This is a genomic window from Coriobacteriia bacterium (assembly GCA_003149935.1).
Classification (GTDB): domain Bacteria; phylum Actinomycetota; class Coriobacteriia; order Coriobacteriales; family QAMH01; genus QAMH01.
In genome coordinates this window covers 291,448-310,529 of the sequence record QAMH01000004.1, presented here as the reverse complement: position 1 = coordinate 310,529, position 19,082 = coordinate 291,448, and the positions used below count along the sequence as shown (strand labels likewise).

Here is a 19,082-nt window from a genome sequence, read left to right as displayed (position 1 = left end):
TCAAAGATCGGGCATCCGTCAGGTAGGAGAATCCGTGTTCAACAAACGACTCATTACCATGGTCACCAACGCACGTCGCTACATCGGCGCCGACGTGGCCCTGCAATGGATAGCACTCGTCGCAAATATCGTGTTGTTCATCCTCATCGGCCTTTTCCTGCAGGGACTCCTCGAGAATACCCTGCAGGCCTCGCACGTCGCGATCCTGCTCGTCGTCGCCCTGCTCACGCTGGCTGTACGCTTCTTTTGCCAGATGGGGACACAACGCATGGGCCAGAGGGCGGCCAACGCGGCCAAGAGCACCATCCGCCAGGCGATATACGCCAAGCTTGTGGACCTGGGGCCGTCCTATCGCGAAAGCACCACGCCGAGCGAGGCCCTGCAGGTGAGCGTGGAGGGCGTCGAACATCTGGAGACCTACTTCGGTTCCTACCTTCCCCAGCTCTTCTACGCGGTGGTGGCGCCGCTCACGCTCTTCGCATGTCTCGCTCCGCTCTCGCTGCCCACGGCAATCACCCTCCTGGTTTGCGTGCCCCTCATCCCCCTATCCATCGTCGCGGTGCAAAGGATCGCCAAACGCGTCATGGGCAACTACTGGGGCTCCTACACCGATTTGGGATCCTTCTTCCTGGAAAGCATCCAGGGACTCACCACCCTCAAAATCTTCCAAGCCGACCAGCGCCGTCATGAGGCCATGAACCGGGAGGCCGAGAGCTTCAGGCAGGCCACCATGCGCCTGCTCGTCATGCAGCTCAACTCCATCACCGTGATGGATCTCTTCGCCTTCTGCGGCGCGGCCGCGGGAATCATCATGGCCCTCGTGCAGCTCTCGCAAGGCAACGCCTCGTTCGGAGCGGTCTTTGCCATCACCTTCCTGTCGGCCGAGTTCTTCTTGCCCATGCGCGCCCTGGGCTCGTTTTTCCATACGGCCATGAGCGGGATGGCGGCAGCCGACAGGATGTTCAAAATCCTTGACACGCCGACCCCTCCTAGCGGAGAGCGCACGGTTGACCACGGCAACGTGCAGATCGAATGCCACGACATCTCGTACTCCTACGATGGCGACCGTAACGTGCTAAGCGATGTCGACATCACCATCCCCCAGGGCTCCTTCGTCGGCATAACCGGCGAAAGCGGCTCCGGCAAGTCCACCTTGGCCGGCATACTCTCCAGGTCACTTGACCGCTACGCGGGCAACGTCAGCATCGGCGGCATCCCCCTGCGCGACATATCCCGTACATCGCTGCGCGAGACGATCACATACGTTCCGTTTGCGAGCTACCTGTTCGAAGGCACCGTGGCATCAAACCTGCGCCTGGCAAAACCCGATGCCACGGACGAAGAGCTCTGGGACGTCCTGCACCGCTGTCGCCTCGAGGGACTCGTGCGTCGCACAGGTGGCCTGCAGGCCCCGGTGGCCGCCGAAGGGACGAACCTCTCCGGTGGCCAACGTCAACGGTTGGCGATGGCACGAGCGCTCCTGCACGACACGCCGGTGTACATCCTGGACGAGGCGACTTCCAACATTGACGCCGAGAGCGAGGCGGCCATCATCGAGCTGGTGAGGCAACTCGCAGATACCAAGACCGTAATCATGATCACCCACCGCCTCGCGGCGCTGAGGAACGCCGGGCGTATCTACGTCCTTGCCGATGGACGCGTCGTCGAGTCCGGTACCCATGACGAGCTGAGCGCTGCGGGAGGTGCCTACGGGCGACTTTGGGACGAGCAGTCCCGGCTCGAGTCGTTCGCGCAGGCACCCGCCACGGATACCGGAGAAATCGCCGTCATCGACGAGGAAGACGAGGGGGGCGAGCCCGCCACGACCGTTCCCGATGCCATCGGCGGCACCCATCGCTCGCACCTGAGCGTCATGGCCCGGCTGCTGAGGCTCGTCACTCCCCTGCTGCCGGTCCTCGCCATGGCCATCGTGCTGGGAGTCCTCGGATTTGGCGCAGCCATCTTCCTGACCGTGTTCGCGAGCTACAGCTTGCTCGACCTGGTCGGCCAGGGCGCCGAAATGGACTGGATGGCGGCAGCCATGGCGGTGGCGATATGCGGCATCGTCCGCGGGCCTTTGCGTTATGGCGAGCAGCTCTGCAACCATTATCTCGCGTTTCGCGTCCTCGCCCTCGTACGCGACCGCCTGTTCGCCGTGATGCGCAAGCTGGCTCCGGCCAGGCTCGAGGGACGTGACAAGGGCAACCTCGTCTCGCTCATGACGTCCGACGTCGAGCTCCTCGAGGTGTTCTTCGCCCATACGATCTCACCGGCGGCCATCGCGCTCATCGTGTCAACGGGAATGACCGTGTTCATCGCCTCCCAATCCCCCATCCTTGCCGTACTCGCCGCCTGCGCCTACCTGGTGATGGGAGTGGCCGTCCCCTGGCTTTCCTCGCGCTCGGCCGGAACGCTCGGCGACAGCGTGCGCCGTCACATCGGTGCTATGAACACCTTCGTCCTGGACAGCCTGCGCGGCCTCCCCGAAATCCTCCAGTTCGGGCAATCCCGGGAGCGCCGCCGCGAGCTCGAGAAACGAACGCATGCCCTGATGGAGGCCGAGGACTCCCTCAAACGGCGGACCGCCTGCTCCATGGCACTCACGGGAACCCTCGTCATGGTCTTCGACCTGGCCATGCTCGCCCTGGCGGCGTTCTTGGTGGCGACCGGCCAGCTCGCCTTCGGGCCCGCCCTGCTCGCCGTTGCCGCGCTCATGTCCTCCTTCGGCCCCGTCATCGCGGTGGCAAACCTGGGAACCACCCTGCAGCAGACGCTGGCCTGCGGCAGCCGCGTACTGGACTTGCTGGCCGAGGAGCCGGTCACCGAAGAGGTGCGCGACGGAAAGGACGTCGATGGCTTCACGGGAGCCGAGCTGCGATCCGTGGATTTCTCCTACGGTGACACCCCCATACTCGACGACGTGAACCTGACAATCGAACCAGGCAGCATCGTTCGCATCGAGGGTAAAAGCGGCGCCGGAAAGTCAACGCTGCTGAAGCTGCTCATGCGTTTCTGGGATGCGGACAGCGGCCAGGTGCGAGTCTCGGACCGTAACGTTCGCCATGTCAACACGACATCCTTGAGGGGTATTGAAGGCTTCATGACCCAGGAGACGTTCCTGTTTGACGGCACGATCCGTGATAACCTCCTCATGGCCAAACCGCAGGCCACAGACGACGAGCTTCACGAAGTCCTGGAGAAGGTTTCCCTGGCAAACTTCGTCGACCGACTACCCGATGGACTCGATACGCCTATCGGTGCCATCGGAAACAGCTTATCCGGTGGCGAGCGGCAGCGGCTTGGCCTGGCACGGGTGCTGCTCCATGATGCTCCCCTCATCCTGCTCGACGAGCCCACGAGCAACCTTGACAGCCTAAATGAAACGGTCATACTCCGCAGTCTCTCGGAAAACAGGGATGGCAGAACCGTCGTGCTGGTGAGCCACCGCCCCTCGGCGGCATCCATCGCCGACAAAGCCTATGCCGTGCAGACGAAAGGACGACAGTCGTGAGACAAGCCGATTCCGTTATGAACGACACCACCAGGCGCACTCCGACTCAAGCGCAAAGCGAAAGCGCCACCATCCGGCGCAAGCGCGAGCGGGAGACGAAAACCGTGTCTCAGATGGTGGCAATCTACTGCGCGGGCAACCACCCAAAGGACGAGCGCAGCGAGCGAGCCATCTGCGGCGAGCCCGTCTGCCCCGCATGCAAGGCCCTCGATGACTACGCGTGCCTAAGGACGCAGCGGTGCCGTCGCATGGGCGAGAAGGTGAGCTGCGAGGTGTGCTCCAACCACTGCTACGCCCCTGCCATGCGCGAGCGGATTCGTCAGGTGATGCGTTACGCGGGACCGCGTATGCTGAAGAAGCACCCCATCTCAGCCGTCCGGCACCTGGTCGGCAAGCTGGGAACGCGCAAGGCAAGCGGCACATAGGTGCTTGCGGTCTGCGAGCGTCCTACGAGACCCGTCTGCCCCGGCCAGCCCATGCGCGATTTGGGACATGCCGGCTATGTGCGTTTGTGGCACGTTACATGGAGTAAGCTGACCGAGATGTTCGTTTGTGGTACATCGAATGCGCCCCAAACGATCATATTCGGCAAAACGTGACGAAAAGGCGCGATTGGGGCAATCACACGCGCCCCAATCGTCAATACTCGCCAGCACCAGGCCCAAAACGTGCCACAAACGACAACTTTCGCCGATGTGGCACCACCTGGTCCGCGCCAGTTAGCGATCGAGGAAGCCGGCGTCGCGAATCTCACGCAGACGCGCCTCGATTTCGCGTAGGCTCGCGTCCGACAAGCCGCGGGCATTCGATGGCGTAGTCGCGTGGATGTCCGAGGACTCCCGGTAGCGTTTCATCATTCCCGAGAACAGCTCCTTGTTGGTCGGGGGCGTGCAGATGACCGCGTTCGCGCCCGCCTCGACCGTCGCGCGGATACTCTCTTCGCTCGACCCGCCCGTGGCGATGAGGGGCACGTCGGGAAACTCCTCCCGGATATCGGCGACCACCTGGGCCGTCGCGGCGCCAGCGGCGACGTTGAGGATGGAGGCACCGGCGGCGATTCGATTGGCGACCACGTCCCTATCGGCATCGACGACCGTCACGATCACCGGGATATCGATGACGCGGCTCACCATCTCGAGCGTGGTATAGCTCGCCGGCGCGTTGAGCACGACGCCATACGCGCCGTCGGCCTCGGCATCCTGCGCAAGCGCAGCCGAGCGCGGACCGGCCGTCGTCCCTCCCCCGACCCCGGCGAACACGGGAATCGCGGAGGCCTCCATGATGGCCTTGGAGATGATCTGCTGCGGTGTGAAGGGATACACGGCGAAGACCGCATCGGCATCGCAGTTGCGGATGATCGCGATGTCGGTCGTGTAGACGATCGATCGGATGGTGCGCCCGAGCACGCGTATGCCGCTTGCCTCCTGCGCGGCCTCGGGAAGGCGCACGCTGTGGGCGCGCAGGTTGCCCGTGAGCTCGGGCGTGCGTAGAACTCGCGGGGTGACGGTCATGCTTGCTACTTCATCGCTTTCGGTCATGGCGTATCCCTCCGTATGATCCAATTGCTAAGCAAGTCTATGGTGTCGCCACGTCAAACACAATACGTGTATGGGAATGTGAGAATATCGTCACATTTGGCAATGAGATCGTTCGCTACTCCATCGCAGCAGCGTGGCAAATCGCCTACCCGTTTGTCACGGTCACGTTAAATAACTCGAAATTGAACCACTTTTCCTCCGCTTCTCTGATAATGGGTAGCCGTTGTCAAGGAAGGGAACATCCGTGGAAGAAGCACTATTGGGGATCGTCACGACGATCAACTCGTATCTGTCTAATTACGTTCTACTCACCCTGCTCATCGCGATGGGCCTTTGGTTCACCATTCGCACGAAGTTCGTGCAATTCCGCTGCTTTGGCGAGGGCTGGCGCCGCATCTTCGGCGACTTCTCGCTACGTGGCGGCAAGCAGGGCGGCGGCATGACGTCGTTCCAGGCCCTGGCCACGGCCATTGCCGCACAGGTCGGCACCGGTAACATCGTCGGCGCTTGCGGTGCCATTCTGGTAGGTGGCCCGGGTGCCATCTTCTGGATGTGGCTTATCGCCCTTTTGGGCATGGCGACCAATTATGCCGAGGCCGTCATGGCGCAGAAGACCCGCGTGGTCGACGCCGACGGGTCGGTTCACGGTGGTCCCGCCTACTACATCACCACCGCGTTCAAGGGCAAGGGTGGCAAGGCACTTGCCGGTTTCTTTGCCGTGGCCGTCATCATCGCCCTGGGCTTCATCGGCCCCATGGTGCAGTCGAACTCCATCGCCGCAACCATGAACACGGCATTCTCCATCGAACCCTGGATGATAGGCATCATTATCGCCGTGCTCGCAGGATTCGTGTTCATCGGCAACATACACCGCCTGGCTTCCATCACCGAGAAGATGGTGCCCGTCATGGCCGTGCTCTACGTGGTGGGCTCGATCGTGGTGCTCGTCATGAACTGGCAGAACATCCCCGGTGCCTTCGCGCTCATCTTCCAGTGCGCCTTCAGCCCGCAAGCCGGCATCGGCGGTGCGTTCTTCGGCATCGTCGCTGCCATCACCTATGGCGCCAAGCGCGGCCTGTTCTCCAACGAGGCCGGCATGGGCTCCACCCCGCACGCGCATGCGCTCGCCGAGGTACGTGACCCGCACGAGCAGGGTGTCGTCGCCATGATCGGCGTCTTCATCGACACGCTCGTGGTCGTCACCATGACAGCGCTCGTCGTCATCTCCACCCTCTACGTGGGCGATGGCGCGCTGGCCAAGGCCTACGAGGACGCCGGCAAGTACGACACCGTTGTCGAGTTCGTGCAGGCCGAAGGCGACGCTATCGGCGAGGGCATGGTGATTTCGGACGGAGCGCTCGTCAACGCGAAGGGCGATACAGTCCTTACCGATGACGATATGAACGACCCCGCCGCCCTGGCCGCGGCCGTTGGCCTGGACAACGGCAACATGGCCCAGGTTGCGTTCAGCCAGTTCTTCACCACCAACGGCGGCAACATCTTCGTCGCCATATGCCTGCTGTTCTTCGCGTTCTCGACGATCCTGTCGTGGAACCTCTTTGCGAAGCTCAACTGGGAATACCTCTTTGGCAAGAAGACGATCCTCGTGTTCGCCTGCATCTGCACGTTCTTCGTGTTCCTGGGCGCGGTGCTCAAGATCGACCTGGTCTGGGAGTTGCAGGACATGTTCAACCAGCTGATGGTGCTTCCCAACGCCATCGCATTGTTTGCGCTGACCGGCTCGGTTCTTGCGATTGCCAACGCCAAGCATGACAAGAAGGCAACTGACGTGCGCGCCGAGCATGCCGAGGAGAAGGCCTGGGCCGAAGCCGAGCGCGATGCCGAGAGTGCGCTTCGTGCCGAGGAAGATGCCGCGACGCTCGAGATCCTCGAGGAGCGCGGCGATTACGTGGGTCGCATGCAAGACGACGGCAAGGACGAGTAAACGTCGCGAGACATACGATTAGACGGGATGCCGGTCGCGAAAACGTGGCCGGCATCCTTGCGTATGCGGGCCTCTGCGATTGCGTTTGGATATTGCAAATAGGAACGTTTTTTCGAAAGTGTGTAGCTCGATGACAAAAGACGCAAAGAATTTTCGATTATGTGTACATGACCCTGGATTCATGTAGGTTTTTTTCGATAGTGCGTACTCGAATCGCGCGAACGTCTCACACTATCGAAAAAAACGTGCAGGCGTAATTTGGAAGCCTCGCACTTTCGCAAATTCTTTACATACGAGGGCAAAAATGCCTGATTACCGATTTCCGTCGCGCGCCTGCTTTTCGAACGCACGCTGGCGTTGCTGAAACATCATCCACCATCATCGGAGGAAGCATCGTCTTCGTCGGAGGTGACGAACGCGACCATGACGCACATGAGCACCAGACCCGCCAAATCGTAGCCGGTAAACGCGGTTCCCAGCCACAACGCCGCCAGCACCGTGGCACTCACGGGCTCGATGGCGCCCAGAAGCGACCCCTTGACCGAGCCCACGATCGCGACACCGTGCAAGTAGAGGCCATATCCGCAGATGGTGCCGACCACGACGAGACCACCCAGAAAGACGAGCCACTCGAAGCCCCCGAAGGCCGTCAGCACAGTCGCAGCGTCGGCAAGCGTGTTTCCCTGGATCAGATAGACCGGCAGGGCAAATAGCGCACCGAGCAGCATGCCCGTCCCCACCACCGGCATGCTCCCGTATCGCTCGAAGAGGCCACAGCGTTTGGGGACGATGATGTAGACGGCCGTCGAAAGAGCCGTGAGCAACCCCCAGACGAGCCCGCCGGCCGGGACGTTGAGCGTGCGAATATCGCCCTGTGTGGCGATGAAGAGGGCCGCCAACAGCGCGAGGAGCAGACCAATCGCCTCCCTGATACGCGGTGCCCTGCGCAGGGTCACACACACGTAGAGCATGACGAACGCGCTGGCCAGCATCTGAAGCACCGTCGCGGTCCCCGCGTTGGTGATCTGCACGGTCTGCGCGTAGCAGAGCTGGTTGGCGTAGAGCGCGAATCCAAAGGCGAAAAGGGCGCCAACGGTGCGCCGACATGAAAACATCGTCTTGACGACATGACGCTTGGTCAGGAGCAGGAAGACGAAGAAGAGCCCGCCGCCGAGCAAGGTGCGCAGAAACGTGACGAGCGCGGGGCTCGCCCCTCCCGTCGTCGTGAGGTACTGCACGCTCGTGCCCGACACGCCCCACAGGGCGCCGCCGAGCAGCGTGATGGCCACGCCAATCCAGAACCTACGTTTGCCGTCAGTCAACCTCTCGTCACCTCGCGCTCGACGCATGGCACCGTCAATGCCACGACAAGCCTAGCGCAATGACGGGATGTAGCCTAGACATGCTCGTGATCGGCGTCGTAGGGCAGCTTTCCGACGAGCTGCTCGTACTCGCGCACGAGTTGCGTGCCCTCGTGGTTTCCGAACGCGTTGATGTGCTTCTTGAGTTCGTGGGCGAACTGCTTGGGCGGCCACTCGCGGTAGGACTTGTCGTTGCCCTCCTCCTTCATGACCGCGCGTGCCCATTCCTGAGCCTTGTCGGCGGCCTTCCTGAGGTCGTTCGTGACGAGGTCCTGGTCCTTCAGCGAATCCATCTGCGCGATGACACGTTCCTGCATCTCCACGATCTTATGTAGAAGTTCCTTGTCAGCCATGATGGCCTCCTTCGTTTGTATGCTGATGTATATATTCTAGTCCAAGAATGAAGGATGGGGCGATGGAATCTGGCATGTCATCTTTCCCGAATGTCAGAATCGCGATGCAGTATGCTACAGACAGGACGACGAGCGGGAGACGGATGACCATGACTGACGAAGCGCTTGAGAAATACCGGGAGATGCGCGACGACATCGTGCGGGAGTTCGACGAGGTGATCGCACGTCTTGATGAGCTCAAGGCCGCCGGCAAGTTCAAGACCGTCACCTACAAGCAGCTCTTCGCCCGCAAGATGACGTTGTCGGCCATGTTGGACATGCACCGTGAGCACGGGCTGCTGTAGCCAGCGACAAAATGCACCTCAATGCACGGTATCGCATAGCCTCCTGCCGAGGCCAAGCGCAATGCTAAGATGCGGCGAGATCACACCGAGAAAGGCACGTCCGATGCAGATTACGATGCCACATGACCGCACCGATGCGCTCGTAGACGAGCTGGCGGGCGTATGGCGCGCATCCGTCGAAGCAACGCTTGACTTCCTGGGCGCACAGGACATCGAGCGCATCGCACAATACGTGCCGGAGGCGATACGAACGGTTCCCTCTCTTGTGACGGCGTGCGATGACGACGGACGGGCGCGAGGCTTTGCCGGTGTAGATGGCGGAAAGCTCGAGATGCTCTTCATCGATCCCGCGCATCGCGGCAAAGGCGTGGGAGCGATGCTGCTGGACCTCGCGATACGCGAACTGGGCGTCACGCACGTGGACGTGAACGAGCAAAACGCCCAGGCCCGCGGCTTCTACGAGCACAAGGGCTTCGAGGTCATTGGGCGTTCGGAAACCGACGAACAGGGCGAGCCCTTCCCCATCCTGCACATGCGTCTGAAGGTGCGTCTCTAGCGAACAATGCCCCCACGTGCATGGGTGACCTCGACATGTTGGGCGTCAAGCAGGCCTTCTGGGAGACTTAGGACGAAGAGGTGTTCGGCTCCTACGCCATCGCAGCGGACTTCTTGGGACGGCCCGGTGAGCGATTGCCGGCAGCATACGCCTCGACGCTGTCGACGGTGACCTGAGTGCCCGCAGCCGATCGCTCGGCAACGAGCCGGCCTTCGGAGATGAGCTGGGATACGCGGCCCTTCGTGACACCGAGCCGCCTGGCCGCCTCGGCGGCGGAAATCGTCGGTACGCCAAGCTTGAGGCCATCGGTTTTAGCGTAAACATAAACCACATCGCCATCATCGGCACTGATGACCGTGGCCTTGGGAATGGGTTTGCCGCTCTCCGCGAGCGCCACGAGGTGTGTCTCGATGCCATCCAAGACGTTCTCGATCGCCCCGATGTAATCTTCGCCCTGTCCGAAGCAACCCGGAAGATCTGGAACCTCAGCCCAAAAACCGCCATCATCCACATCGGGTCTGACGATGGCCGCATATACGTACTTTCCCATGAGCTCCTCCTACCAGACGACTAATCCCAGCCGACAATCTTCTTGATCCTATTGTAAATCGGCTTCTTTATCTGCTTCTCGCCGGTATCGATGGTGATGAGATCAGGGCATCCGGGCTTGTGGAAATTCATATGATCGCCCTTGCCTTGTCGCATGATCCACCCTTCCCTTAGGAGCCGTGCTATCACCTTGCGTGTGTCTCTCGACTCCTTTGGCATGCACCATCCCCCTTTCAGGCTTTTATTATAAACCATTTAGAATTATGAAATGATGAAAACATAAACGATTTATAATTAAGTCCCTAGTCTGCGTCGTTTTTGAACGTTGCGACATCAGGCTAGGGACTTGCCGAGGGACAACCTGGTGGGCAACCGTTGCCCACTGCTAATTTAAGTTTTAATCCACGCCTAAGAAATGAAATAACCCGCCCCAGTTATGGGACAGCTGCAAATTATTCCGACCATTCCTTGATGCGCCAGGGAGGAGCGCCGATTGCCGCGCGCTCGTAGGACAAAAGCGGGCGCGTCGCATAGCCCGCGCACGCGAGCTCACCACGCTCGTTGAGGAGTGGCCCTGGCTGCCGCAGGCGCGTCTGGATGCTCGCGGGAGACTCGATGACGCTTTCGGTTCGTTCCATGACAGCCCCTCTCGTCGCGCGTATATGCTTCGTACATGATACGCGATGAGGGGACGCGAACCGCACGACGCTGCGTTCTTACCGCCGCATTCTTGCCTGGACCGCGGACGGAAGCTCCTCGTAGTGCACCTCGCGCCACTCCGTGACACCGCGGACGGGAAGGACGTTGAGTCGCAGGTACGCACCTTCCCGAAGCTGGCGTTCCGTGCCAAAGCTCAAATCCTGCACGCTTCCGTTCTCGTCATAGGAAGGCAGCGTGTAAAGCAGCGGCATGCCACCCGTGAAGTCGATGACGCCGCCATCCGACTCCTGCTCCCGAACCTGCGTGTTGTCGACCTGCGTGTAATACGTTCCGCTCGCCATCCCGGGGATGAGTCCCCAGCGAAAGCCAACGACGGCGACCGCGGCAACCAGTACCACGGCCGCGATAACGGCTACCCTCTTACCCACCTTTTGCCTCCTCGCAAACGAATCCGCAACCCAAGACCATGTATCCATCCTAAAAACGGCAGATAACAGCCACCATCGAACCCGCTTACGCTTGCCTAACGATTTTGCAAGGTTGGATAACCCGGTGCCATATACAATGGATGACCGTAAATTGGAAAGGACGTTCCCGTGCGCATGCCCGTCGCAGTCCTGACGCTCCTCGTGGGCGCGCTGCTCTTCATAGGCACTTATACCGCCACGCCGTACGGCTCCACGGCCACGGCGCAGGACGTCCGCGCATCCACCCTCGACAAGGCAGCCGCCGCCACCGAGGAGGCGCGCGTGCAGCTCCTCGCATCGTACGAGGTCACACCCGGAACTTACGCCGATCGTGGCTTCCTCGTCGATAACGTGCTCCATGCGGGCAATCTGGGCGACATCCACTTCAGTCTCCTCGTCCCCGAGAGCTATGACGTCACGCGGCCCGTATCGCTCTTCGTGACGCTTCCCGCCGAGCCAGGCCTCTACTATCAGGGCGCTGGCGCAAACCTGCAGGTGGAGGAGTTCGCGTTTACCGCGCAAGGCTACGACCCCAACATGATCATCGTCGCACCGCAGCCCAATGACTGGACACAGACCTCGGCCAACCAGATCGTCGAGTTGACCGAATACCTGCTGCTCGCCTATGACATCGATCCCGAGCGCGTTTACCTCGAGGGCTACTCCTACGGCGGCGAGACCTTGTCGCTCGTCATGGATACCAAGCCGCAACTCTACCGCGCCGCCCTACATCTCGCCTCGCAATGGGATGGTGATGTCGAGGCCCTGGCCACCGCGCGGGTACCACTGCGCATCTCGCTGGGCGACAACGACGAGTTCTACAGCGTCGAGGCCGCGCAAAGGGTCGTCGATGAACTGCGTGCCCTCTACGAGGCACAGGGGCTCGGCGAGGAGGAGATCGACCGTCTGGTCGTGCTCGACGTGAAGCCGGCGTCGTACTTCTGGGACCCGGACGAGCAGCATGGCGGCGGCAGTCCCCGCATGGCACGTGACCCCGAAGTGCTCGGCTGGCTCTTCGCACAGTAACGCCCATGACCCCGTTCGAGCATTACATGTATGTCCTGGAGTGTGGAGACGGTAGCCTCTACACGGGCTATACCACCGATGTCGACGCCCGCGTAGCCGCGCATCAGGCGGGAACCGGCGCCAAGTACACGAAGGCCCATGCACCCGTGCGGCTCGTCGCGCAGGCACGCTTCTACTCGAAGGAGCGCGCCATGAGCGCGGAGGCACGCTTCAAGCAGCTCGACCGTGCGAACAAGGACGTGCTGCTCGCCAAGGCGGCGAATACGCCGTTGGAAGACGTGCTATGCGTCGAGCTTCCCGGCTTTGGCGAGGACACGGCCGGCGAGTTCGTATGCCGCAGCCTGGCACGCAACGTTGACCTGGACTATCGCGACTTCCATGCACGCCTCGTGCCCACCGTGGACAAGAAGACCATCGCCGGCGTCAGGACTCCCGCCCTGCGTACGATCGCCAAGGAGCTCGTGAAGCGCGATGACGTTGACGCGTTCCTCAAAACGCTTCCCCATCGCCTGTTCGACGAGAACCAGGTGCATGCCTTTGCCATCGGGTTGGAGAGGGACTACGACACGGCCCTGGCGCTTTACGAACGCTTCCTGCCCTTCGTAGACAATTGGGCGACCTGCGACCAGCTGCCGGTCAAGGTGCTTGCCAAACGTCCCGACGAGACGCTCGAGCACATCGAACGCTGGCTCGCATCAAGACACTGCTACACGATTCGCTTTGCCATGGGCGTGCTCATGCGCCTCTATCTCGACGAACTATTCGACGAGCGCTTCCTCGATTTGGTCGCACGCACACGCATGCCCAATACCGCCGAAAACCCCGCCAGCGAAGACGATATCTATTACGTTGACATGATGCGTGCCTGGTACTTTGCCGAGGCACTTGCAAAGCAGGAAACGTCCGCACTTCCGTATCTCGAGCAGCAAGGTGATGAGGCGTTGCTTGACGAATGGACACGCCGCAAGGCAATCCAGAAGGCCATCGAGAGCCGACGCATCAGCAACGAGATGAAGAACTACCTGCGCACCCTGCGCTAGAGTACGCCAAGCCCATCTTCCTCCTCATCGCGCTACAATGCTCACATGAAGGCGCACGGTAACATATCTTTGGCAAAGGACTCGGTCATCGTCGGGTTCGCCCTGTTCGCGATGTTCTTCGGAGCAGGCAATCTCATCTTTCCGCCAACGCTCGGTCAGGAAAGCGGCGACCTGTGGGCATGGGGCTTCGTCGGCTTTCTGCTCGTCGATGCGGTACTATCGTGCCTCGGCGTCTTCGTGATGAACGCGGTGGGTGGCCCACGCGATGCCTTCGACAAGGTGCTCGGCAAGGTAGGCGGCACCATCTTGGGCACGGCGGCAATCCTGTGCCTGTGCGTTGTCTTCGCCATGCCCCGCACGGCGGCGACGACCTTCGAGCTTTCGGTCGCCCCCTATCTCGGCAACGCGGCATCCGCATGGCTCGTCCCGTTTTCCATCGTCTTCTTCGCCATCGTCTATCTCCTCGCCTGTCGCAAATCGCGCGTTGTCGACATCATCGGCAAGTTCTTCACGCCCACCCTGGTGCTTGGTATCCTCGTGCTGATTGTCGTGGGAATCGTTCACCCGATCGGGCCTATCGAAGCTCCCCTCACGAGCACGGTGTTTCAAGAGGGCGTCCGGGCGGGATACCAGACGATGGACGTCCTGGGTGCAGCGGCATTCTCAATCATCATCCTCGACTCCGCCGTCGTGAAGAGCCATTCTAAGGAGCGCGACAGGCTGTCCCTGCTGGCACGCGCGAGCGTATGCGCCGTGGTCATGCTCGCCATCGTCTATGGTGGCCTGACGTACCTGGGCGCCACGTCGCTGACGCTCGGGAGCAACATGTCGCAGGCCGATTTGCTCGTGGCAGTCGTGAATGCGCTGCTCGGCGACACGGGTATGGTTCTCCTCAGCGTCGTCGTGCTGCTGGCATGCGTGACAACCGCTGTCGCACTCGTGAGCTCGGCCGCGGACTTCTTCTGCGTGCTCTTCAAGAGAAGAGTCTCCTACAACGTCTTGCTCCTCATCGACTGCATTATCGGCGTCCTCATCTGCGATATCGGGCTTGACAACATCATCCAGCTTGCCGACCCGGTGCTGGGCATCGTCTACCCGCCGTTCATCGCCGTGGTCGTGCTACTGCTCTTCCACAAGCACATCGCCTGCCGCCATGTCTATCAAGGTGCGGCTATCGGTGCGTTTCTAGCGGGCGTGGCCCTCGAGCTGTACGGCACGGGCGCGCCCGTCGTGGTGCCTCTCGACTGGTTACCGCTCTACTCGATGGGGCTCGGATGGATCGCGTTTGCCATCGTAGGGGGAGCCATCGGATGGGTGATGGGCAAACGCGCGTAACCCGACCCGTGGCTATTTGCGGCCTCCAGGCGCCATAAGACCTATAGCCAGGAAGCGCCCGTCGCGTAATCGATGGTCACGCCCGGCTGCTCGTTGTAGCAGTAGACGTTGAGGCATATGCCGTCCCCCTCGTCCTCGAGCGACCACGCCTCGAGTTGGACACCGCGGGCCACGAGCTCGTCTCCCTGGAAGATGGGCGTTGCCCGGAAGAGCACATGGTAGCCGGTCAAGTCGATGAAGTTGCGCACGGCATCCTCGAAGGGACGCATGTTCGACTGGTTCATGTACTGCGTGCCCGTGATGAGATTGTTGGGATTGGCTTCCTCGGCCGTGAGCTCGCGCGCGATCAGATGACTGCGATTGTATAGGGCCTCGCCAGGGATGAAGTCGTAACGCGCCTGCTCCCAGCCACTTGGATGAATCTTGCTGATGTTCTGGCGCTTGCTACCTGGTTCCGGGATGGTCTCGACGCCGACGAGCGCCATGGCCGCCCCGCATCTGCCGAGGCTGTCGAGCGGCGCATACGATTCGTAGCCGTACGGGAGGACCTTGTCGGCATCGGTGAACGTGGGCTTGCCGCCGTTGAGCTCGACATAACCCTTGCCGTCGTTGGGAGGAATCGAGCCGAGATCGACGACGGAGCTGGTCGCAGCCTCGCTGGCAGGAGCGTCCGCAGCGCGGTCTTGCGACAAGATGCTCCCGAGAGGCAGGTCCTGCGTGCAGGCGGCCAAGAGACCGAGCGCAAGGACGAGAGTGAGCGCGAAGAGACAGCGTGGCCGGGAGATACGCTGGTATTTCGTGATACGAGTCCTCATGGGCACATTCTATATCACAGTCCCTCGCCACTTCTCATTCGCAGGTCAGACGGTCATAATTACCACGTGCGAAACCACGTAAGCCGAGCATGAGGAAGCCAATAGACCGTGAGAAGAGCTTTGTTCATCGTGATGACGATTGCCTTTGGCGCCTTTGCCGGTGCCTTCGTTTGGGCGTTCTTCTTCCTCATGAACGCAGGCATCCATCTGCTCTGGGACGTCGTTCCCACCTCACTTGCGGCAGCCGGATTGCCGGCCGTTCTCTACCCCATCGTCTTTTGCGCGCTTGGCGGCCTGTGCATCGGATTGTTCGCAAAGAAGTTTGGGCCCCACCCCGATGACATGAATACCGTAATGGCCCAGGTCAAGAGCGAGGGACGGTACGAGTACAAGCATCTGGGCGCATCGTTTTTCGGCGCGCTTCTTCCGCTGCTGTTTGGCGGCTCGATAGGTCCCGAGGCGGGTTTGACCGGCGTTATCGCCGGGCTTTGCACCTGGGTGGGCGACCGTCTGCGCTTCATGGGTGCCGAGATGCGCGAGCTCGCCGAAGCAGGCTGTGCCGCCGCGATATCGGCAATCTTCTCCACACCGCTCTTTGGCCTTGCCGTGCCCGTTTTCGGATCGGCCGATGAGTCCAACGGGAACCGCCCGGTAAGCGAGATCAGACTCGACGTATCCAAACCGGTCAAGGTCGTCGTCTACGTGCTGGCAGCCGCAGGGGCAATGGGGATGATGGCGCTGCTCGGGTCCATCTTCGGACGCAGCGGTGGTCTCCCCCACTTCAGCGATATCGCGCTCGGTCCGCTCGAGCTGCTCTGGGCGCTACCTCTCATCGCCATCGGCGCAGTGGCGGGCTGGCTCTACTTCCCGTTCGGAGCACTCGCACGCAAGCTCTCCGCACTCATGGGAAACCACCTAATCGTGAAGCCCGCACTTGCCGGTCTCGTTCTCGGGGCGCTCGGCGTCGCGCTGCCTTTCGTGCTGTTCGCAGGCGAAGCCCAGACCGAAGAATTGTCCCTTACCTGGACGACGATAGGCGCGGGGCTCCTTATCGCAACGGGCTTCGTCAAGGTGTTCGCAACGCAGCTTTGCCTGAACATGGGCTGGCGTGGCGGCCATTTCTTCCCCATCATCTTCGCGGGCATCGCAATCGGGTACGGCATGGCAGCCCTCACGGGCATCGACCCGGTGTTCGCGCTCTGCGCCGTGACCGGGGCACTCGTCGGCGCCGTCATGCGCCAGCCCATCATGACGATGGTGCTGCTGTTCCTGGTCTTCCCCATCGCCGGCGCGCCCGTGTTGCTCGTCGCGGCGGCCATCGGGTCAATCGTTCCCGTGCCGAGCGCCTGGATGGCGACGCGGGAATAGACCCGCGCAAAAGTCGCCCAAGTCTAGGGTTTCCCCGGCCCTGCGCGCGCAAAAACGCGGAGAGTCTAGGGTTCCTGGCCCCTGTGTGCGCAAAAATGCAGAAAGTCTAGGAACACCGGGCGATGAATCCTAGCCTCTCGCAAAAAATGCGCAGCGAAATGCGAAGAATGTCAGCAAGCACCCTACAGCTCGCGAACCTGGTAAAGGCGCGCGGCGATGAATGCGCTTGCGACGTACAAGATAGCCGCCACGACGCAGGTGCCTGCCGCGATAAGGCCCGTGTTCTCGTTCAGGAACGTGCGTATGGCCGTCAAATCGATTGCGCCGGACATGTTACCGATCGCAACGCTCGCAAGCACGATCGTGACGACAACGAGGAGCGGCAAGAGGCGCGTTGCTTTGTTCATGCCAAAGCGCATCAGAAGCGGCAAGGTGAGCGAGGCGAGCACGATGGTGAAGATGAAGCCGGCAAAACCGCAATCGAGAATTGCGATGAAGGCATCAGGATTCACGAGCTCCGTACCCATGCCGAGGCCGCCGCACACCTGGACGATTGCGAGAAAGACGAACGAGACGATCCAGGCCGCAAGCAGCGAGATGACCGCGATGATGAGCATGCTGATATAGCGCCCGTAGGCGACCTGCCGCTTGGTGATAGGCAGCGTCAGACGGAAGCGTTCCCACCCGTTCATCTCGTCGTATGCGAAAATCGAGAAGAGATACATCATGGGCGTCATCGTTGCCATGGCAGCCGTGCCAACGATGGTCTCGTTTGTGCCCCATGCGAGAAATCCGCAGATAACGACAGACACGAGCAATAGCTGCACCGCAACGTTCTTGGAAGTGATGAGGTCGGAGAAAATCATGGCTTTCATAGCTGCTCTCCTTTCAAGGTGAGCGTCATGTAATCATCGATGCTGGCGCTGTCGAGCGCGATATCGGAAAACGCCTTCGCAAAGGCGAAGCGGTCGGGTACGAGCACGTCGTACGTCATGCCGCTCTTGAGCTTTCGCACGCGCCCATCATCGGCCCATGTGCTCTCCCCTATCAGCTCGAGGTCGCGTTTCCTGCAATGTGCGACACCGGCCACATCGCAGATTTCGTCCTTGGGAACGTCGAAGACGAGCTTGCCGCCGTCAATGCACACGATTTCGTCGGCGATCTTCTCAAGATCGCTCGTGATATGCGTCGAGAGCAGGATGGCATGACCCTCCGCGGCCATGAATTCGCGCAGGATATCGAGCACCTCGTCGCGGGCCATCGGGTCGAGGCCGGCGGTAGCCTCGTCGAGAATGAGCAGCTCCGGATCGTGCGAGAGCGCGAACGCCAGCATGAGTTTCATGCCCATGCCGCGCGACAGCTCCTTCACGTTTTTCTTGGAAGCAAGCCCGAAGCGCTCGCAGAGCGCGGCGAACCGATGCGCGTCCCAATTGCGGTAGGCGAAGCGGCCAAGCGTCTCCACATCCTTCACCTTCGATGTGTCGGGAAACGCGCAGGTATCCAAGACGACGCCGACGCGTTGCTTGAGCTCCCCTTCTGGCGCGGAGCCGCTCCCGACAGGGCAGCCAAGCACCCGCACGTCGCCCTCGTCGGGCCGCAGGATGCCGAGCAGCATCTTGATCGTGGTGGTCTTTCCAGCCCCGTTCGAGCCGATGAGGCCCACGACGGTACCGGCCTCAACGCGTATGTCTATGCCTTTAAGGTGGAAGTCGTCGTAGCGCTTCCCCAGGCCGTTTGCCTGTATCAATGCGTCCATTCGTGTCTCCTTGCCGGGCTAGTCCTCAAGAAGCAGATCGAGCATCTCGTGCAAATCGCTAGACGTGAGCCCGAGCGGACGCGCATCCGCTATCGCACGTTCGAGCGACTCTTCCACATGCCGCACGCGCTCCTCGCGCAGCAAGTCCTGGTTACCGGCAGCGATGAACGTGCCCTTACCCTGGACCGTGACCACAAAACCGAGCTCCTCGAGATCGGCATAGGCCCGCTTGGTCGTGATTACGCTGACGCGCAAGTCGTTGGCTAGAGAACGTATGCTCGGAAGAAGCTCCCCCGGCGTAAGCTCTCCGGACAGAATCGCGTCCTTGATCTGCGCTTCTATCTGCTCGTAAATCGGAACCGAGCCCGAATTTGAAATGACTATTTCCAATGGTCCTCTTTTCCGGCAGCCCTGCAGCAGCTACCGTGTCGCCCCGCGAAGGCGTCCCCTCACGAGAC

Annotated in this window: 20 protein-coding genes; 9 read left to right on the top strand and 11 right to left on the bottom strand. The window is 61.1% G+C overall.

The window, feature by feature from the left end:
* Positions 1-34 precede the first annotated feature (34 nt).
* Complete coding sequence (cydC, locus tag DBY20_01795; GenBank protein PWL79976.1) at positions 35-3,511, top strand: thiol reductant ABC exporter subunit CydC; 3,477 nt, start codon at positions 35-37, stop codon at positions 3,509-3,511.
* Positions 3,512-3,528: 17 nt separating this feature from the next.
* Complete coding sequence (locus DBY20_01790) at positions 3,529-3,936, top strand: nitrous oxide-stimulated promoter family protein (protein ID PWL79975.1); 408 nt, start codon at positions 3,529-3,531, stop codon at positions 3,934-3,936.
* 294 nt (positions 3,937-4,230) lie between these two features.
* Here DBY20_01790 and DBY20_01785 read toward each other — a convergent pair whose 3' ends face one another.
* A complete protein-coding gene (locus tag DBY20_01785) occupies positions 4,231-5,022 on the bottom strand; it encodes a hydrolase (GenBank protein PWL80009.1) in 792 nt (263 codons plus the stop codon).
* Positions 5,023-5,308: 286 nt separating this feature from the next.
* On the opposite strand from DBY20_01785, the gene DBY20_01780 reads away from it, so the two are divergent.
* A complete protein-coding gene (locus DBY20_01780; protein PWL79974.1) occupies positions 5,309-6,994 on the top strand; it encodes an alanine glycine permease in 1,686 nt (561 codons plus the stop codon).
* Between the two features lie 368 nt (positions 6,995-7,362).
* Here DBY20_01780 and DBY20_01775 read toward each other — a convergent pair whose 3' ends face one another.
* Both DBY20_01775 and DBY20_01770 read right to left on the bottom strand, forming a co-directional pair.
* Positions 7,363-8,343, bottom strand: coding sequence for an EamA family transporter (locus tag DBY20_01775; protein PWL79973.1), 981 nt, complete (start codon positions 8,341-8,343; stop codon positions 7,363-7,365).
* Positions 8,344-8,390: 47 nt separating this feature from the next.
* Positions 8,391-8,708, bottom strand: coding sequence for a hypothetical protein (locus DBY20_01770; GenBank protein PWL79972.1), 318 nt, complete (start codon positions 8,706-8,708; stop codon positions 8,391-8,393).
* Between the two features lie 143 nt (positions 8,709-8,851).
* Between DBY20_01770 and DBY20_01765 the strand changes: the two genes are divergently transcribed.
* Together DBY20_01765 and DBY20_01760 are read left to right on the top strand one after the other, a co-directional pair.
* A complete protein-coding gene (locus tag DBY20_01765) occupies positions 8,852-9,052 on the top strand; it encodes a hypothetical protein (protein ID PWL79971.1) in 201 nt (66 codons plus the stop codon).
* A 103-nt stretch (positions 9,053-9,155) separates the two neighbouring features.
* The gene (locus DBY20_01760; protein PWL79970.1) at positions 9,156-9,608 is read left to right on the top strand and encodes a GNAT family N-acetyltransferase; all 453 of its coding nucleotides are present in this window, start codon (positions 9,156-9,158) and stop codon (positions 9,606-9,608) included.
* Between the two features lie 91 nt (positions 9,609-9,699).
* Here the strand turns inward: DBY20_01760 and DBY20_01755 are convergent, their stop codons facing one another.
* The 4 genes from DBY20_01755 to DBY20_01740 all read right to left on the bottom strand — a co-directional run bounded on the left by DBY20_01755 (position 9,700) and on the right by DBY20_01740 (position 11,293).
* Entirely contained in the window at positions 9,700-10,158 is a 459-nt protein-coding gene (locus tag DBY20_01755) for a HicB family protein (GenBank protein PWL79969.1), read from the bottom strand.
* A gap of 20 nt (positions 10,159-10,178) precedes the next feature.
* Positions 10,179-10,376: a hypothetical protein gene (locus tag DBY20_01750; GenBank protein PWL79968.1), complete on the bottom strand. Its 198-nt coding sequence runs from the start codon at positions 10,374-10,376 to the stop codon at positions 10,179-10,181.
* Between the two features lie 233 nt (positions 10,377-10,609).
* Positions 10,610-10,795 carry a hypothetical protein gene (locus tag DBY20_01745; protein ID PWL79967.1) on the bottom strand — a complete coding sequence of 62 codons (186 nt, stop codon included), beginning with the start codon at positions 10,793-10,795 and terminating at the stop codon, positions 10,610-10,612.
* A gap of 78 nt (positions 10,796-10,873) precedes the next feature.
* A complete protein-coding gene (locus tag DBY20_01740) occupies positions 10,874-11,293 on the bottom strand; it encodes a hypothetical protein (protein ID PWL79966.1) in 420 nt (139 codons plus the stop codon).
* A 360-nt stretch (positions 11,294-11,653) separates the two neighbouring features.
* Here DBY20_01740 and DBY20_01735 point away from each other — a divergent pair, with 360 nt between their 5' ends.
* Genes DBY20_01735 through brnQ form a run of 3 tightly spaced genes read left to right on the top strand, consistent with a single transcriptional unit; the run spans position 11,654 to position 14,685 of the window.
* Complete coding sequence (locus tag DBY20_01735; GenBank protein PWL80008.1) at positions 11,654-12,310, top strand: hypothetical protein; 657 nt, start codon at positions 11,654-11,656, stop codon at positions 12,308-12,310.
* Between the two features lie 5 nt (positions 12,311-12,315).
* A complete protein-coding gene (locus DBY20_01730; protein PWL79965.1) occupies positions 12,316-13,350 on the top strand; it encodes a hypothetical protein in 1,035 nt (344 codons plus the stop codon).
* A gap of 45 nt (positions 13,351-13,395) precedes the next feature.
* Complete coding sequence (gene brnQ / locus DBY20_01725; protein PWL79964.1) at positions 13,396-14,685, top strand: branched-chain amino acid transport system II carrier protein; 1,290 nt, start codon at positions 13,396-13,398, stop codon at positions 14,683-14,685.
* Positions 14,686-14,726: 41 nt separating this feature from the next.
* Here brnQ and DBY20_01720 read toward each other — a convergent pair whose 3' ends face one another.
* Positions 14,727-15,500, bottom strand: coding sequence for a hypothetical protein (locus tag DBY20_01720; GenBank protein ID PWL79963.1), 774 nt, complete (start codon positions 15,498-15,500; stop codon positions 14,727-14,729).
* Between the two features lie 132 nt (positions 15,501-15,632).
* Between DBY20_01720 and DBY20_01715 the strand changes: the two genes are divergently transcribed.
* Positions 15,633-16,868 carry a chloride channel protein gene (locus tag DBY20_01715; protein ID PWL80007.1) on the top strand — a complete coding sequence of 412 codons (1,236 nt, stop codon included), beginning with the start codon at positions 15,633-15,635 and terminating at the stop codon, positions 16,866-16,868.
* A gap of 182 nt (positions 16,869-17,050) precedes the next feature.
* Here DBY20_01715 and DBY20_01710 read toward each other — a convergent pair whose 3' ends face one another.
* Genes DBY20_01710 through DBY20_01700 form a run of 3 tightly spaced genes read right to left on the bottom strand, consistent with a single transcriptional unit; the run spans position 17,051 to position 19,014 of the window.
* On the bottom strand, positions 17,051-17,743 hold the full coding sequence (locus DBY20_01710) for a hypothetical protein (GenBank protein PWL79962.1): 693 nt from the start codon (positions 17,741-17,743) through the stop codon (positions 17,051-17,053).
* On the bottom strand, positions 17,740-18,624 hold the full coding sequence (locus DBY20_01705; protein ID PWL79961.1) for an ABC transporter: 885 nt from the start codon (positions 18,622-18,624) through the stop codon (positions 17,740-17,742). The genes DBY20_01710 and DBY20_01705 overlap by 4 nt, the downstream gene beginning before the upstream one ends.
* Positions 18,625-18,642: 18 nt before the next feature.
* Positions 18,643-19,014: a GntR family transcriptional regulator gene (locus tag DBY20_01700; GenBank protein ID PWL79960.1), complete on the bottom strand. Its 372-nt coding sequence runs from the start codon at positions 19,012-19,014 to the stop codon at positions 18,643-18,645.
* Between the last annotated feature and the right edge of the window lie 68 nt (positions 19,015-19,082).

Bases quoted from the DNA above. Each gene is read 5' to 3' on its own strand.
- DBY20_01790 (PWL79975.1), top strand. From the start codon at position 3,529: ATGAACGACACCACCAGGCGCACTCCGACTCAAGCGCAAAGCGAAAGC.
- DBY20_01785 (PWL80009.1), bottom strand. From the start codon at position 5,022: ATGACCGTCACCCCGCGAGTTCTACGCACGCCCGAGCTCACGGGCAAC.
- DBY20_01775 (PWL79973.1), bottom strand. From the start codon at position 8,343: ATGCGTCGAGCGCGAGGTGACGAGAGGTTGACTGACGGCAAACGTAGG.
- DBY20_01770 (PWL79972.1), bottom strand. From the start codon at position 8,708: ATGGCTGACAAGGAACTTCTACATAAGATCGTGGAGATGCAGGAACGT.
- DBY20_01765 (PWL79971.1), top strand. From the start codon at position 8,852: ATGACCATGACTGACGAAGCGCTTGAGAAATACCGGGAGATGCGCGAC.
- DBY20_01760 (PWL79970.1), top strand. From the start codon at position 9,156: ATGCAGATTACGATGCCACATGACCGCACCGATGCGCTCGTAGACGAG.
- DBY20_01755 (PWL79969.1), bottom strand. From the start codon at position 10,158: ATGGGAAAGTACGTATATGCGGCCATCGTCAGACCCGATGTGGATGAT.
- DBY20_01750 (PWL79968.1), bottom strand. From the start codon at position 10,376: ATGCCAAAGGAGTCGAGAGACACACGCAAGGTGATAGCACGGCTCCTA.
- DBY20_01745 (PWL79967.1), bottom strand. From the start codon at position 10,795: ATGGAACGAACCGAAAGCGTCATCGAGTCTCCCGCGAGCATCCAGACG.
- DBY20_01740 (PWL79966.1), bottom strand. From the start codon at position 11,293: ATGGATACATGGTCTTGGGTTGCGGATTCGTTTGCGAGGAGGCAAAAG.
- DBY20_01730 (PWL79965.1), top strand. From the start codon at position 12,316: ATGACCCCGTTCGAGCATTACATGTATGTCCTGGAGTGTGGAGACGGT.
- brnQ (PWL79964.1), top strand. From the start codon at position 13,396: ATGAAGGCGCACGGTAACATATCTTTGGCAAAGGACTCGGTCATCGTC.
- DBY20_01720 (PWL79963.1), bottom strand. From the start codon at position 15,500: ATGAGGACTCGTATCACGAAATACCAGCGTATCTCCCGGCCACGCTGT.
- DBY20_01715 (PWL80007.1), top strand. From the start codon at position 15,633: ATGACGATTGCCTTTGGCGCCTTTGCCGGTGCCTTCGTTTGGGCGTTC.
- DBY20_01710 (PWL79962.1), bottom strand. From the start codon at position 17,743: ATGAAAGCCATGATTTTCTCCGACCTCATCACTTCCAAGAACGTTGCG.
- DBY20_01705 (PWL79961.1), bottom strand. From the start codon at position 18,624: ATGGACGCATTGATACAGGCAAACGGCCTGGGGAAGCGCTACGACGAC.